The following is a 14,935-nucleotide window of genomic DNA, read 5'->3' on the forward strand; positions in this document are numbered from 1 at the left end:
GTGGACAGGTTCCTCAGTACGGATAGAGCTCCGACGCCGCTTGCGCGTCGCAGGACGTCACCGCCGCCGCACACACGGTGGGGTCCGTGTACATGATGGAGTTGCAGTTGCCGTGGTGGAAGAAGCCGAGGCTGTGCCCGACTTCGTGGATGGCGACTGTCTTCGCGTAGTGCGCGCCCGAGTAGTACGTGTTGTTCAGCTGGAGGGTGCTCCGGGTCATGCAGCTGCCCGACCAGTTGTTCCCAGCGTACCCGTACCAGCCGGTGTAGCCGTAGAACGCCTCGTAGACCGTGACGTCGGAGGCGCCGCTGCCCCGCCAGTAGAGATACAGGCTGTTCGAGTAGCTCGTGTACATCCACGCGTTCATGGCGTCACCGACGGGCCAGCGCGTGCCCGTGTAGTCCGTGAAGGTGACGTTCGTGGGCTTCCGGCACCACTTGTAGCCGAAGCGGGCAAGCCCGCACCAACTCTGGGCCGTCGGACCCCCGTGCGGCGCCTGCTCCACCCTGCGCACCGGGCGCGACTCGGGGCTCACGTACGCGACAGTCCGTGCGCGGGCCTCGACCTGGGCGAGCAGCGAGTCGACCGGCTGGCCCACGTGCGCTCCCACCGCGGTGGCGTGACGCGACTCGCTCGCGCCCTGGACGAGGCCGCCCTGCACCAGGACTCGACCCCTCGGGCCGCCAGTCACCGCGTAGAGGCCCGTCATGGAGCTCGCGGCCAGGGGCTTCGTGCCTCCCTGCGGCGTGAGGAAGAGGACCGACTGCTCGCCCACCTTCGGCAGCGGGCTGTCCTCCGGCGCGAGCGTGCAGCCGTCGGCGAGCAGGCCGCCGGGGAACACCACGTCCACGGTGGTGCCCTGCGCGAGCGCGCCGCCCGAGGCGCTCTTGAGCCCCTGCGAGGAGCGCGCGAGGTCGCCAATCCTCACGGTTGCGATTGTCACGGGAAGGTCGTTGTAGACGCCGCTCGCCTCGCCAGAGGGTTGCCCCTCCAGCTTGGACTGCGCCCAGGCGCGGATGACGTCGAAGCGCGTGGACTCCACCTGGCCGTGGATGACCAGGGCGGAGTGGTCCGTCAGCTCATCGACGGAGTCCTCTTCGAGAATCCAGTCGACCATGAGCGTGTGGGCCGTTCCCTCGGCGTGCGCGTCGGCGGGCACCGGCGTCCCGGGCACCCACGCCGTCACCTCCGCGTCCGCCGGGGGGACGGGGAGCGCTTCGTCGCCACCGGTCTTCGCACAGCCCACCACACCCAGGAGCGCCAACGGCACGACCCAGGAACGCGCATAGCTCTTCGTCATGAATGTCTCCGAGGGGGAACACCGCGGTACTTCCCCTTGGACGAGAAATGGGGAATTTCGTCCCACCCGGCGAAGCACGATTTCGAGGTCCGTCAGTCCGTCATGAGTTGACGCAGGCTGACGTCGAGCTGGCTGGACACGAGGCGCAGCATGCTGTCCAGCTCGTCGGGGGTGAGGCCCAGCCGCGCCGTCAGCTCCTCGCGGGTGAGCGCCAGCAGCCGCTCGCGGGCGCGGGCAATCCAGCGCGCGACGGTGGAGCGGGGCGCCTGGTAGGTGGCGCCCACCGAGTCCATGGACAGGCCGTGCACGTGGTGCAGCCGCAGCAGGTTGCGCTCGCGGGACTCCAGCCGGCCCAGCGCGGCGCGGAAGGCCACGCGGAAGTCCTCCTGGTGCCGCTCGCGGATGAAGGCCAGCTCGGGGTCCGCGCCCAGCCGCTCCGCCAGCTCCGCCGGGGCCTGCCCCACGGGCTGCTCGCGCGGCGCGGCGCGCTGCTGGTCGATGTGGAGCCGCAGCGCCACCGCCCGCACCCACTGTCCCAGCGGACCGCGCCCGGAATACGAGGCCAGCTTCGGCGGCGCCCCGTCCACCGGGACGAGCAGCCGCTGGCTCAGCACCTGCCGCAGCTCGTCCACGAGGGAGGGTGACTCGCGTGGCAGCCACGTGCCCACCTGCGACAGCACGTGCGCGTCGAGCGCCTCGAGCGCCCGCGCGTCCCCCCGCGCGCAGGCGAAGGCGAGGAAGAGCTCCCCCGCGCGCAGGCTCGCGAGCACCTCGCCGGCCTCGCCCGTGGCGGGAAGCCGCTCGGCCACGTGCGCCAGGAAGGCCCCCGCGTCCATGTCCACCCGAGGCCACGCCTCGCGCGCCTGTCGCACCAGGCCCGCGAGTGCTTCCTCCAGGCCCGCATGCGCCCGCAACGTCGGGACGAGCGCGCGCGGCGCCCGCGACAGGAAGGACTCGGTCTGCTCGGACGCCACGAAGCACCTCCACCGATGAGCCCGCCCACGCTGGCGGGAGTGAGACACGGCGCTGCGGCTCAGGAGGGGCCGTGCGCGGACAGCCAGGCCTGTACCTCGCGCGCACGGGGCGCGTAGACGGGCGCGCCGCTGGCATAGGCCTCGAGGGCCTCCCGCGCCAGGGCGAGCGCCCGGGGCCGCTCCCCGCGCGACGGCCAGAGGACGCGGGCGAGCGCGAAGAGCGCCCGGGCCCGCTCGGGCGGAGCCAGCTCCACCTTCGCGGAGAGCGCCACCGCCCGCTCCAGTGGCTCGCGGGCCTCGCGCAACTGGCCGTCCTCCACCAGCGCCTCGCCCAGCAGCCCGAGCGTCTGCGCCACCCGGGGGTGCTCCGGCCCGAGCGCCTGCTCGCGCACCTCCAGCGCCCGCCGCAGGTGGACGAGCGCCGGGCCCACCCTGCGCAAGCGCAGCTCCACGTGCCCCAGGCTGTACAGCGCGCTGGCCACCTTCGGGTGGCTGGAGCCGAGCGTCGTCTCCCACAGCGCGTGTGCCGCCTCGAAGTGGGCGCGCGCCTCCTTCAGGCGGCCCGCATCCATCGCCACCCAGCCCAGGTTGTTGCGCGACAGGGCCACGTCCGGGTGCCGGGGGCCGAGCTGCGCCTCCTGGAGCGTGAGCGCCTCGCGGTAGGCCGCCTCCGCCTGGACGAGCTGTCCCAGGTCCATCCGGGCATTGCCCAGGCTCAGCAGCACGTTGGCCACCCGCAACCGCCCCGCGTCCCCTTGCCTGCGCAGGCTCGCCAGGGCTCGCTCATAGTGGGGCAGCGCCTGTGCGAGCTGGCCCTGCCGCGAGAGCGCGTCGCCGAGGTTCACCCGTATCATGCTGGTGCTGGCGTGCTCCGCCCCGAGGTGGCGCTCGCCCAGCGCGAGGGCTTCGCCGTAGCGCGCCACCGCCTCGGCCACCTTGCCCTGGAGCCGCAGCGCGGTGGCCACGTTGTTGAGGTGCGCGGCGCGCAGCGGGTGCTCGAGGCCGTACACCGCCTCCACCAGCGCCAGGGCGCGCGCATGGTGCTGCTCCGCCTCGGCGTAGCGTCCCAGCGCGTTGAGCGCCTGGCCCATGCCGATGAGCACGTCGGCGAGCGCCACGTCGCGCGGCCCGCGCGCCTGCTCCAGCAGCGCGAGGGACTGACTGGACTCGGCGAGCGCCCGCGCGTACTCGCCCTGCCGGTAGCTGAGGCTGCCGAGGACGCGGTGCAGCTCCGCGGCCACCTCCAGGGAGGCCTCGGACCCCAGCCGCTCCACGGCCGCTTCCGCCATGCGCGCGGTGCGCTCGGCCTCCTTCGCCAGGCCCAGGCCCTCGGCTTCCGTGTAGAGGAGGCGGTTCCACGCGTGCGCGGCCGTCTCGTCGTCGTGCCCGGCCTCCGCGACGCGCACCGCCTCTTCCAGCACCTCGCGCGCCGACGCGAAGCTCCCGGCGGTGCCTCTCAGCTCGCCCAGCAGCAGCAGCGCTCGCGCCAGCGTGGGCCGGTGCTCCAGCCCCCGCAGTTCCTCCACCACCGCCTCCAGTGGGGGCAGTGCTCGCGCATGGAAGCCGGCGGCACCCTGCACGCGCAGGCCGTCCAGCTCCTGGCCCAGCGCCGCCAGCCGCCCCCGGGCCTCCGGGGCCTGGGGCAGCGGCTCCACGCGGGCGAGCGCGTCGCGGTCCGCGCACGCGGCCAGGGAGGGGAGCTGCCGCGCGGCCTCGGGCGCCCGGGTGAGCGCCTCCTGCTCGCCCGTCGCCAGCAGCTCCACCAGGACACGCAGCGCCTGGCGGCGGCCATCCAGGCACGCGGCGCGCAGGTCCATCAGCCGCTCGGACTGCGCGTGCCGCACGCGCGTGTCCTCGCAGGACTGGCGCTCCTGGGCCACCAGCGCCTGGGCATAGGCGTCCAGCGCGCGCGCGGTGGACTCGAAGGCGTCCCCGGGCGACGGCAGCGCGCCCTGCCGGAAGCGCTGTTCCAACCGGGCCCGGTGCGCCGCGTCCCAGGTGCCCTCCAGCCGGGCCTCCAGGCCGGTGCACATCCGCGCGGTGTTACCTCGGGCCAGCGCGAAGCCCACCGCGGCGCTGGCAGACACGCCCAGGGCCAGCGCCGCGGCTGCCTGGCGCCAGCGGCGCGCGCGCGGGGCGGACTCGAGCCGGGACAGCAGTGCGTCCAGGGAGGGGTGGCGCGCGGCCGGCTCCGTGGCCAGGCCGCGCAGCACGGCGTCGCGCACGGCGCGGGGCACTCGCGAGCCTCGCGGCGGCGGCGTCACCCGCCCGTCGCGCAGGGCCTGGAGGCGCGCTCCCGCCGTGTCACCCGCGAAGGGCCGCTGGCCGAAGAGGGCCTCGTACAGCGCGACGCAGAAGCTGAACTGGTCGCCGCGTGCGTCCGCGCGCTGGCCCCGCCACTGCTCCGGGGACATGTACGCGGGGGTTCCCTGCCGTACGCCAGCGAGGGTGTCGCCTTCCCCTGGTGGGGCCTCCGGGGTGGGGCCGTGCTCCGTCCCCGGCTCGGCGGGGGCCAGGCGCGCGAGGCCGAAGTCGGTGACTCGCACCTGGCCGTCGTCTCCCAGCAGCACGTTGTCCGGCTTGAAGTCGCGGTGCACCAGCCCCACCGCGTGCGCCGCCGCCAGCCCCTGGCCCGCCTGGAGGAAGCGCGCGAGCACCTCGCGCCACGGCCTCGGCGCTTCCGCCAGCCAGTGGCGCAGCGTCCGCCCCCGCACCAGCTCCATGGCGAGGAAGACGGTGTCGCCGTCCAAGCCCACGTCATGGACGGTGACGACGTTGGGGTGGGAGAGCCGGGCCAGCGCCTGGGCCTCACGCACCAGCCTCCCGCGCGCCTCCGCGTCCGTTACCGCGCCGGGCTTGAGCAGCTTGAGCGCCACCTCCCGGTCCAGGTCCGGGTCATACGCGGCGAAGACCACCCCCATGCCGCCCTCGCCCACGCGGCGCAGCAGCACGTAGCGCCCCACGCGCGCTCCCGCCTGGGGAGGCGCGTCCGGCCCGGGTGGCGACAGGGACTCCTCGGCCAGGGCTCCCTGTCCCTTGAGTCCCGCCACCACCGCGCTGCACTCCGCGCACCGGTCCAGGTGGGCCTCGAGCCGGGCCACGGCTTCCGCGGACATGTGCCCCTGCTCCCACTCCAGCAGCTCGTTCTCGTCAGGACACGGGGGCATGGAAACAAGCCTGGGAGCGCATCGTCCGAGGAAGATACTTCAGCGGAAGACCTCGCTGATATGCGGGGCGCCCTTGACCCCTACGCCCACGCGCGGCAGGTGGAGGAGCCCGCAGGGGAGACCTCGGACCTCGGGCTTCAATCACGACTGTTCGTGGGGTGACAGTCCGGTCACGCCTCGAAGGGTCTACAGGACGGGCTTTGCCGCGGGGCTCCCGGTCGTGGGGGTTTCCTTCGGGGGACGGGGCGCTTCGGGAGGCGCCTTCTTCTCGTCCACCGACCCGGCGACCCGCTTCACGACGCCGAGGAAGAACGGCTCGGAGAAGCCCGCGAGGAAGCCGAAGACGGTGTGGTGCTGCCACGTGAGGGAATCCACTTCGAGGTTCGCCACCTGGATGAGACCACTCGTCAGCACGGCGAAGAGCAGCATCGCGGCGGTCGCGCCAACGAACGGCTGCGCGGTCAGCACGGGCCAGAAGGCGCGGAGCTGCCGGATGCCCAGGACTTCGTCCCGCAGCGTGTAGACGCCTCCCAGGACCGACCCCAGGGCTCCGGCCGCCATCGCCGTCAGGAGAAAGGTGTTCACGGCGCCGACAAAGGGATTCCCCTCCCAGAGTGTCATCACTCCAGCCAGGGCGAGCACCCCGCCGAGCACGGCCGTCACCGCGAAGAAGTAGTTCGCGCGGAGCTGAGCATTCGCGCGGTCATGTCGCCAGGAGTCCATCCTCTGCTGGTAGAGCGTGGCGAGCCGGTCGATGACCGCCTCACGCCAGCTCTCTGAGAGTGCCTGGTCCGTCTTTTCGGCCGCCGCGCGCTGCTCTCGGAACTCCTTCAGCGACGCTTCCCCTTCGAGCAGCGAGGACAGGTGCGCGTCCGGCGCGAAGTAGAGCAAGGTGATCTTCAAGTCCTCGGCGGCATCCCAGGCCGCGTCGCGGCCCAGCTTGTCGGTGATGCGTCGGAGGACGGAGGCGAGCGCCTGGACTGGCAGTGGCGGCCTGGTCACGGCGGCTCCGAGCTCCCGATACACCCGGAGCTCGACGAGGCGCGAGGAGATCCGTGAGAACGCCTTCACGAGCTCCGGGTCCTTCTTCTTGACCCACGGCACCTTCCAGGGATTGGCGAGGAAGGCGTTCACCGTCCCCTCCGTCTCCTCGAGCTTGCGGGCCAGGTCGTCCGTGTTGCTGACCGAGGACGGCGCACCGGGGATTGGCTCCATGGCAAGTCTCCGACAAGCAGACAGACACGCTCTGCCTCGGGAGTCTATCAGTGGCAGCCCGGCTGGCCGCTCGTCGTGCCCACCGCGCGGTAGATGAGCACCGCCGCCGCGAGCAGTGGCACCGCCCGTTGAAGCAGGAAGGACACGGCTTTCGGCCGGTGCTTCCACAGCCCCGCCTGGAGCTGTGCGCCCAGCAGCGCGGGCAGCCCACCCAGCGCGAAGGCTCCGAGCAGCAGCGCTCCGCCCGCGAACGAGCCGCTTGCCAGCGCCGCCGCGAACACGCCGTACAGCAGGCCGCAGGGCAGCAGCGGTGTTACCGCACCCATTGCGCCCGCTCGGCCCGTCCACGAAAAGTTTGCGCCCCAGCGCGCGATAGACTTCGCGACGTGCGCGAGGCCCGGTAGCGGGCGGAGCCGCTTGCCTACCTCCAGCGCCGAGGCCACCAGCGCCGCCGCCATCAGCCAGGGTAGATAGGGGCGCGTGGAGACCGACAGCACCTGCGTCACGCCTCCTCCGAGCGCTCCGAGGGCTCCTCCCATGAGGGTGTACGCCGCCACTCGCGCCCCTTGATAGGCGAGCACCGCGCGTCGCCGCTCGGGGCCCGGCACGGCGGGCAGCCCCGCGCAGGCGAGCGGCCCGCACATGAGGAGGCAGTGCACGCTCCCCGTCAGCCCCACCGTCAGCGCACCGAGTGCGCCGGCCACCACGGCGGGTGAGGACGGAAGCGCGGCGAGGAGGAGCGTTTCGAGCGGCATGGCCCCGCGCTTCGCAACAGGCATGCCGTTCGCAAGGTGACACCGTGCATGCCTGCCTCCCCGCATACGGTGCACGCGCCGGACTCCTGCCTCCACTGCGGCAGCTCCGTGCCCGTGGGCGCCGTGGCTCGCGGCTTCTGCTGCGCGGGCTGCGAGGCCGTGTATGGGCTGCTGCGGGAGCAGGGGCTCACCCGCTACTACCAGCTCACCCAGGGCAAGGACGCCCCCGCACCGGAGCCGCGCAAGGACCGCGGCTTCGCGTGGCTGGAGCCCCTGGTGGCTCGCGCCGAGGCCACTCCGGGCCCGGTGTGCGCGCTGGAGCTGGACGTGCAGGGCATCCACTGCGCTGCCTGCGTCTGGCTGATGAACGAGCTGTTCCGAAGGCAGCAGGGCGGCGCGGGACTCACCGTGGACCCCGCCCTGGGCAAGGTGCACATGCAGTGGCGGCGCGGCGCCTTCGACGTGGGCGGCTTCCTGCGCTCGGTGGAGGGCTTCGGCTACCTGTTCGGCCCCAGCCGCAAGTACCCCGAGGCCGCCAGCCTGGACCTGCCCATCCGCCTGGGCATCTGCGCCGCCCTGGCGATGAATGTGATGCTGTTCTCCATCAGCTTCTATGTCGGGCTCACCCCCGACGACGCTGAGGTGTTCCGCCTGTTCACGCGGCTGAGCCTGGCGCTGTCCACCGGCGTCGTCCTGGTCGGCGGCTGGCCCTTCTTCCGCTCCGCCGTGCAGGGACTGCGGCGCGGCGTGCCGCACCTGGACCTGCCCATTGCCCTGGGCATCCTTCTCGTATTCGGCACCTCGCTGGTTCAGGCCCGGGGTGGGCGCGGCGACCTGGCGTACTTCGACACCCTCAACACCTTCGTCACCCTGATGCTGGTGGGGCGCTGGCTCCAGCAGCGCGTGCTGGAGCGCAACCGCCGCTTCCTCCTGGATGATGACGGCGCTGATGGACTCTTCGTCCGGCGGGAGGAGGGCGCGCGGCTCGCCACCGTGCGCGCCTCTGAAGTACGTGAGGGGGAGGTGCTGGTGATTGCCCCGGGCGACCTCGTGCCCGTGGACGCGGTGCTGCTCGACTCGGATGCTCGGGTCTCCACCGATTGGATTACCGGCGAGCCCGGGGAGCGCTCGGTGGCCGTGGGCGGTGAGCTGCCTGCTGGCGCGTTCAATGCCGGGCGGGAGGCGGTGCGCGTGCGGGCGGCGCAGGCCTTCACGGACTCGCCGCTGGTGGCGCTGCTGCGGCGGGCGCCTCCGGGGGCGGGTGGCGCCGCGGTTCATACGCGGTTCTGGGAGAAGGTGTCGCGCCGCTGGGTCGTCACCGTGCTGGGCGTGTCAGCGCTGGGGCTCGCGCTGTGGTGGCCCGCCGGGCCCGACAAGGCGCTGGAGGTGGCGGTGGCGCTGCTGGTGGTGACGTGCCCCTGCGCCATCGGGATTGCCACGTCGCTGGCGTATGAGCTGGTGCAGGCACGGCTGCGGCGCGGTGGGTTCTTCGTCCGGAGCCCGGACCTGATGGACAGGCTGCCTCGCGTGCGGCAGGTGCTGTTCGACAAGACGGGCACGCTGACGCTGGGCCGGCTGGAGCTGGTGGACCGCGCTTCCGTGGAGGCGCTGGCGCCGGAGGCTCGCGACGTGGCCTTCGACCTGACGTCCCGGAGCAACCACCCGGCGAGCCGGTGTCTCAGCGCGGCGCTGGCTCGCGTGGGGGCGCGGTTTGCTCCGGAGGCTCGTGTGACGGAGCACCCGGGGCAGGGCGTGGAGCTCACCCGCGAGGGCGTGTGCTGGCGACTGGGGCGCGCTCCGTGGGCCTTGGCGGGGCAGGGCGTTGCTCCTCCGGTGTCGGGCCCCGTGCTGTCGCGGGAGGGCTTGCTCGTGGCGTCCTTCGCGCTGCGCGAGTCGGTGCGCTCGGATGCGCGACGTGAGGTGCAGGCGCTCCAGGCGGAGGGCCGGGCGGTGTGGCTCATCTCCGGAGATGCTCCAGCGCGCGTCCGGGAGCTGGCCGAGGCGCTGGGGATTCCCACCTCGCAGGCGCTGGGCGGCCAGCGGCCCGAGGACAAGGCCGCCACCGTGGCCTCGCTGGACTCGGCCGACACGCTGTACCTGGGCGACGGCGTCAATGACAGCCTCGCGTTCGAGCGGGCGCTGTGCGCGGGCACTCCCGCCATTGACCGGCCGGTGATGCCTGGCAAGAGCGACTTCTTCCTGCTGGGGGAGGGATTGGCTTCCATCCGCGAGGCGCTCCGGTTGTCGCTGCGGCTGCGTGCCGTGGTGCGCCGGCTGCTGGTGCTTGCCATTGGCTACAACGTCGTCGCCGTCACCGTGTGCCTGGCCGGGTGGATGACGCCGCTTCGCGCCGCCGTGGCCATGCCTGCCACCAGCCTGGCCACCGTGCTCTTCACCGTGTGGAGCCTGTCCTCCGCTCGCGAGCGCCCGGTGCCTCCAGCCACGCGGTTGCGGGAGGTGCCCGTATGAATGTCCTCGTCCTCCAGGTCTTCGTCAGCCTGATGCTCGTCGCCAGCTCGGTGCTGCTGTTCGCCTACAGCGTGCGCCACCGAGACCACGAGCACGCCGACCGGCTCTCCCTCTTCCCGCTCGAGGACGACAGCGCGCAGTCGCCCGCCGAGCCTCCGCCTTCCGCTTCCCAGGAGTGATTCCGTGCAACAGCAGCGAATCATCTACGACGACACCACCGTCCGCCGCTTCATCATGGCGTCAGTCGTGTTCGGCATCGTGGGCATGGCCGTCGGGGCGCTGGTGGCCAGCCAGCTCGCGTGGTGGCAGGCCAACCTGGGCATCCCCTACACCACCTACTCGCGCCTCCGCCCGCTCCACACCAACGCCGTCATCTTCGCCTTCGTCGGCAACATGATGTTCGCCGGCATCTACTACTCCACCCAGCGCCTGCTGAAGACTCGCATGGCGTCGGACGTGCTCTCCCAAATCCACTTCTGGGGCTGGCAGCTCATCATCGTCGCCGCCGCAGTCACGCTGCCGCTGGGCATCACCACCTCCAAGGAGTACGCCGAGCTGGAGTGGCCGATTGATTTGGCGATTACGGTCATCTGGGTCGTCTTCGCCATCAACTTCTTCTGGACCCTGAAGAAGCGGAACGAGAAGAACCTCTACGTCGCCATCTGGTTCTACATCGCCACCATCGTCACCGTGGCGGTGCTCCACATCGTCAACAGCCTGGCCCTGCCGTTCTCTCCGCTGAAGAGCTACTCCGTCTACGCGGGCGTGCAGGACGCGCTGGTGCAGTGGTGGTACGGCCACAACGCCGTCGCCTTCTTCCTCACCACGCCCATCCTGGGCATCATGTACTACTTCCTGCCCAAGGCGGCGGAGCGGCCCGTCTACTCGTACCGGCTCTCCATCATCCACTTCTGGGCCCTCGTCTTCATCTACATCTGGGCCGGCCCGCACCACCTGCTCTACACCGCGCTGCCCGACTGGGCGCAGTCGCTGGGCATGATTTTCAGCGTCATGCTCTGGGCCCCGTCGTGGGGCGGCATGCTCAACGGCCTGCTCACCCTCAAGGGCGCGTGGCACAAGCTGCGCGAGGACCCCGTCCTCAAGTTCCTCATCGCCGGCGTCACCTTCTACGGCATGGCCACCTTCGAGGGGCCGCTGCTGTCCATCAAGTCCGTGAGCGCGCTGGGCCACTACACCGACTGGATTGTCGGCCACGTGCACAGCGGGGCGCTCGGCTGGAACGGCTTCATGGCCGCCGGCATGTTCTACTGGCTCGTGCCCAGGCTGTACGGGACGAAGCTGCACTCCTCCAAGGCGGCGGACGTCCACTTCTGGCTCGGGACGGTGGGCATCCTCCTCTACATGGTCTCCATGTGGATCAGCGGCGTCACCCAGGGGCTGATGTGGCAGGCCACCAACCCCGACGGCACGCTGCTCTACCCGAACTTCGTGGAGACACTGCTCGCCATCCGCCCCATGTACATCGTCCGCTTCGTCGGCGGCTCCATGTACCTGGTGGGCTTCATCCTGATGGCGTGGAACCTGTGGAAGACGGCCCGCGCCGGCCAGCCCGTCAATGGCGAGGCCACCGTGGTGGTGGAGTCGCCCGCCCCCGTGCCCGCCGGAGCCCCCGTGCCCGGCTGGGTGCAGGTCGTCACAGGGCGCCCGCTGGTGTTCGCCATCGCCATTCTGGCCGCGACGATGTTCCTGGGCTGGGCGAAGCCCGTGCGCGCGCTGGTGCTGATGGGCGCCATCATCGCCCTGGGTGAGTTCGCCTGGATTGTCACCCGGCGCGAGCGCGCCGCGGGCAAGCCGTCCTGGTTCGGGCTCATCGAGGGCCGGCCCCTGGCCTTCACCGTGCTGACGCTGGTGGCCGTGCTCATCGGCGGCGTCGCGGAGCTGCTGCCCACCATCATGATCAAGCAGGCCGTGCCCGCCCACGGCGTGGCACAGCAGCCGTACTCGGCGCTGGAGCTGCAAGGGCGGGACCTGTACGTGCGCGAGGGCTGCTACACGTGCCACTCGCAGATGATTCGCCCCTTCGTGGCGGAGACGCAGCGCTACGGCGACGTGTCCCGCGCGGAGGAGTTCATCTACGACCACCCCTTCCAGTGGGGGAGCAAGCGCACCGGCCCGGACCTGCACCGGCTGGGCGGCAAGTACCCGAACCTCTGGCACTACACGCACATGATGGACCCGCGCGCCACCAGCCCCGGCTCCAACATGCCGCCGTACCCGTGGCTGGCGGAGCGCCGGCTCAAGACGAAGGAGGCGCCGAAGAAGCTGGCGCTGATGCAGAAGCTGGGCGTGCCGTACTCCAACGCGGACGTCGACGCGGCTGAGGCTCGGCAGAAGGTCCAGGCCGAGGCCATCACCGCTGACCTGGCCACGCAGGGGGTGAAGGTGGCGTGGGACTCGGAGATGGTGGCCCTCATTGCCTACCTGCAGCGCCTGGGCCGTGGGCCGCAAGACGCCCCCGCCGAGCCGGGCGGGCCGCCCACCGCCGCCGTCAATGGCAGCCATGGAGGGAGCCGCTGATGTACAAGCAATTCTATTCGGGGATGGATTTGACCGAGCTGCCGCTCTTCGCGCTCGTCCTGTTCATCATGGTGTTCCTCGGCGTCTGCGCCTGGGTGTTCGGCGTGCGGCGCGGCAAGGACTTCGACGCGCTCGCGAACATGCCGCTGGCGGAGCGGGAGGGCGGCCATGAGTGACAAGGCGCCGCTGCACTACATCTATGACGGCATCGAGGAGCACGACAACAACCTGCCCAACTGGTGGTTGTTCCTCCTCTGGACGACGCTCATCTTCGCCGCGGGATATTGGTTCTGGTACCACGTGGCGGAGGTGTCCCCGGGGCAGCTCGGTGAGTACCGCGCCGAGGCCGCGGAGGTGGCGAAGCGCGCCGGGAGCAACAAGCCCGCGTCCGATGAGACCTTGCTCGCGCTGATGCAGGACCCGACGACGGTGGGCGGCGGCAAGGCCGTGTTCCAGACGAACTGCGCGTCCTGCCACGGTGCGCAGGGGCAGGGGCTCATCGGTCCCAACCTGACGGACCCGTTCTGGATGCACGGCGGCAAGCCGGTGGCGATTCACAAGGTGGTGGCCGAGGGCGTGGTGTCCAAGGGCATGCCCGCGTGGGAGCGCACCCTGGGTGCCGAGCGCGTCAAGGCCGTCACCGCGTATGTGCTGACGCTCAAGGGGACGAATGCGCCCAGCGGCAAGGAGCCGCAGGGTGAGCCCGAGCAGCCGTAGGTCCGGACGGGAAGAGGCGTGACATATGGGGACGGCTCCAGGGCAGGACAGCCCGCGCATCGAACAGCTCAGCTCCATCCGCGCGGATGGCTCGCGGTTGGCCATCCACCCGGCGGACGTGCGGGGACGGTTCATCACCCGGCGGCGCGTGGTGTTCGCGGTGCTGATTGCCATCTATGTGGCCTTGCCACTGGTGGAGGTGGGCGGCCACCCCGCCGTGCATCTGGATGTCGCGGCGCGCCGCTTCTACCTGTTCGGCGGCACCTATAACGCGCAGGACTTCTGGCGCGTCTTGTTCCTGCTCACCTCCGTGGGCTTCAGCCTGCTGTTCTTCACCGCCTGGCTGGGCCGCGTCTGGTGCGGCTGGGCGTGCCCACAGACTGTGTTCCTGGAGGGCGCTTATCGGCCGATTGAGCGGTTCTTCGATGGGCCTCGCGAGCGGCGGCTGAAGGTGGCGGGTTTGCCGTGGACCTTTGCTCGCGTGGGGCGGGCGGGGCTGAAGCACGGGGCGTACGCTGTCGTGTCGCTGCTCATCTCGCATGCGGCGCTGAGCTTGTTCGTGTCCGCGGGCGGGCTGGTGTCCATGGTGGCCGAGGGGCCTACCGTGTCGCCCGTGGCCTTCGGGTGGGCCATGGCTGTTACTGGCGCGCTGTACTTCAACTTCGCTTGGTTCCGCGAGCAGCTCTGCGTGGTGGTGTGCCCCTACGGGCGGCTCCAGTCCGTCATGCAGGACCGGAACTCCCTCATCATCGGCTACGACACGAAGCGGGGAGAGCCTCGGGGGCGGATGCTGAAGGTGAAGAGTGGCGAGGTGGCTCCTCCTCGCGGGGACTGCGTGGACTGTCGCAGGTGCGTGGTGGTGTGCCCCACGGGTATCGACATCCGCAATGGCTTGCAGATGGATTGTCTGGCTTGTGCGCAGTGCGTGGACGCGTGCGACGAGGTCATGGACAAGGTGGGGCGGCCTCGGGGGTTGATTCGTTATGACTCGCTGAATGGATTGGCGGGGGAGACGCGGCGTGTCTTTCGGCCCCGGTTGGTGCTGTATGGGGCGCTGATGGTGGCGGCCGTGGCGGGGCTGGTGCTGAGCCTCGTGGGGCGGGTGCCGTTCGAGGCCAACCTGCTGCGCTTCCAGGGGACTCCGTACCTCGTGGAGAACGGCACCGTGCGGAATCAGTTCGAGCTGCACCTGGTGAACAAGAACCCGGGCGAGACGACGTTCTCCATTCGCGTGGACAGCCCTGTGCCCGCGCAGGTGGTGGTGCCTCAGACGGAGGTTCGGTTGGCCTCCTTGGAGAGCTTCCGCGTGCCCTTGTTCATCACTGTTCCGTTGGACCGTGGCTCGGGGCCCTTTGTCTTTACCGTGGAGGTGGCGGACTCGGCTTCCGGGGAGGTGAAGCGGATGGAGGCGCGCTTCCTGGGGCCGGCGGGCGGGTGATTACGGAGCGGGTGCTGGATGGAGTCCGGGAGCAGCGGGTCTGGGCACTCCTCGATGCAGGCTCCGCTTCCCGGAGCTGCGCAACAGTCGGATATGATGCCTTTGGGGGACTTTTTGGGCGGGGCCCGCCAGCGAGCCGTCCGGCCGAGCTGACTCCGCAGCGTTGTTGCACCGCGCGCCACGTCGCTAGAATAGTGACAATGGCGGACCGCGTCATGCGCGGCGATTCGCCGCGCTAGAGCGCCGAACAGGTTCGTGGAACCTCAGGCCGCAAGCCGCCGCTTCTCGTCGATGCGGCGGTGGAGGGTCTCCAGGTTCTGGAGCGCGCAGAGCCTGCGAAGGTCGAAGGTGTTCTTCCGGGT

Annotated in this window: 11 protein-coding genes; 6 read left to right on the top strand and 5 right to left on the bottom strand. The window is 71.0% G+C overall.

The features are described 5' to 3' along the window. Positions 1 to 13: 13 nt before the first annotated feature. From G4D85_RS46810 to G4D85_RS46830, 5 genes are all read right to left on the bottom strand, one after another. The gene (locus tag G4D85_RS46810) at positions 14 to 1,300 is read right to left on the bottom strand and encodes a matrixin family metalloprotease (protein ID WP_164021326.1); all 1,287 of its coding nucleotides are present in this window, start codon (positions 1,298 to 1,300) and stop codon (positions 14 to 16) included. Positions 1,301 to 1,392: 92 nt separating this feature from the next. Next, positions 1,393 to 2,274, bottom strand: coding sequence for a sigma-70 family RNA polymerase sigma factor (locus G4D85_RS46815; protein WP_164021328.1), 882 nt, complete (start codon positions 2,272 to 2,274; stop codon positions 1,393 to 1,395). A 59-nt stretch (positions 2,275 to 2,333) separates the two neighbouring features. Further along, the gene (locus G4D85_RS46820; RefSeq protein WP_164021330.1) at positions 2,334 to 5,441 is read right to left on the bottom strand and encodes a tetratricopeptide repeat protein; all 3,108 of its coding nucleotides are present in this window, start codon (positions 5,439 to 5,441) and stop codon (positions 2,334 to 2,336) included. A gap of 186 nt (positions 5,442 to 5,627) precedes the next feature. Continuing rightward, complete coding sequence (locus tag G4D85_RS46825) at positions 5,628 to 6,656, bottom strand: hypothetical protein (protein WP_164021332.1); 1,029 nt, start codon at positions 6,654 to 6,656, stop codon at positions 5,628 to 5,630. 47 nt (positions 6,657 to 6,703) lie between these two features. Next, on the bottom strand, positions 6,704 to 7,411 hold the full coding sequence (locus G4D85_RS46830; RefSeq protein WP_164021355.1) for a sulfite exporter TauE/SafE family protein: 708 nt from the start codon (positions 7,409 to 7,411) through the stop codon (positions 6,704 to 6,706). Positions 7,412 to 7,459: 48 nt separating this feature from the next. Here G4D85_RS46830 and G4D85_RS46835 point away from each other — a divergent pair, with 48 nt between their 5' ends. From G4D85_RS46835 to ccoG, 6 genes are read left to right on the top strand one after another with little or no spacing between them, the layout of a single operon-like run. Then, positions 7,460 to 9,880, top strand: coding sequence for a heavy metal translocating P-type ATPase (locus tag G4D85_RS46835; protein ID WP_164021334.1), 2,421 nt, complete (start codon positions 7,460 to 7,462; stop codon positions 9,878 to 9,880). Next, positions 9,877 to 10,059 carry a cytochrome oxidase gene (locus G4D85_RS46840; protein WP_164021336.1) on the top strand — a complete coding sequence of 61 codons (183 nt, stop codon included), beginning with the start codon at positions 9,877 to 9,879 and terminating at the stop codon, positions 10,057 to 10,059. Before G4D85_RS46835 ends, G4D85_RS46840 begins: the two co-directional genes overlap by 4 nt. A 4-nt stretch (positions 10,060 to 10,063) precedes the next feature. Then, complete coding sequence (gene ccoN, locus G4D85_RS46845; protein ID WP_164021338.1) at positions 10,064 to 12,418, top strand: cytochrome-c oxidase, cbb3-type subunit I; 2,355 nt, start codon at positions 10,064 to 10,066, stop codon at positions 12,416 to 12,418. Next, positions 12,418 to 12,594 (top strand): cbb3-type cytochrome oxidase subunit 3, encoded by a 177-nt coding sequence (locus tag G4D85_RS46850; RefSeq protein ID WP_164021341.1) that lies wholly within the window; start codon positions 12,418 to 12,420, stop codon positions 12,592 to 12,594. The genes ccoN and G4D85_RS46850 overlap by 1 nt, the downstream gene beginning before the upstream one ends. Beyond that, positions 12,587 to 13,135, top strand: coding sequence for a c-type cytochrome (locus G4D85_RS46855; RefSeq protein WP_164021342.1), 549 nt, complete (start codon positions 12,587 to 12,589; stop codon positions 13,133 to 13,135). Before G4D85_RS46850 ends, G4D85_RS46855 begins: the two co-directional genes overlap by 8 nt. A gap of 25 nt (positions 13,136 to 13,160) precedes the next feature. Continuing rightward, a complete protein-coding gene (gene ccoG, locus G4D85_RS46860; RefSeq protein ID WP_164021344.1) occupies positions 13,161 to 14,573 on the top strand; it encodes a cytochrome c oxidase accessory protein CcoG in 1,413 nt (470 codons plus the stop codon). The last annotated feature ends 362 nt before the right edge of the window (positions 14,574 to 14,935 follow it).

The organism is Pyxidicoccus trucidator (assembly GCF_010894435.1).
GTDB classification, from domain to species: Bacteria; Myxococcota; Myxococcia; order Myxococcales; family Myxococcaceae; genus Myxococcus; species Myxococcus trucidator.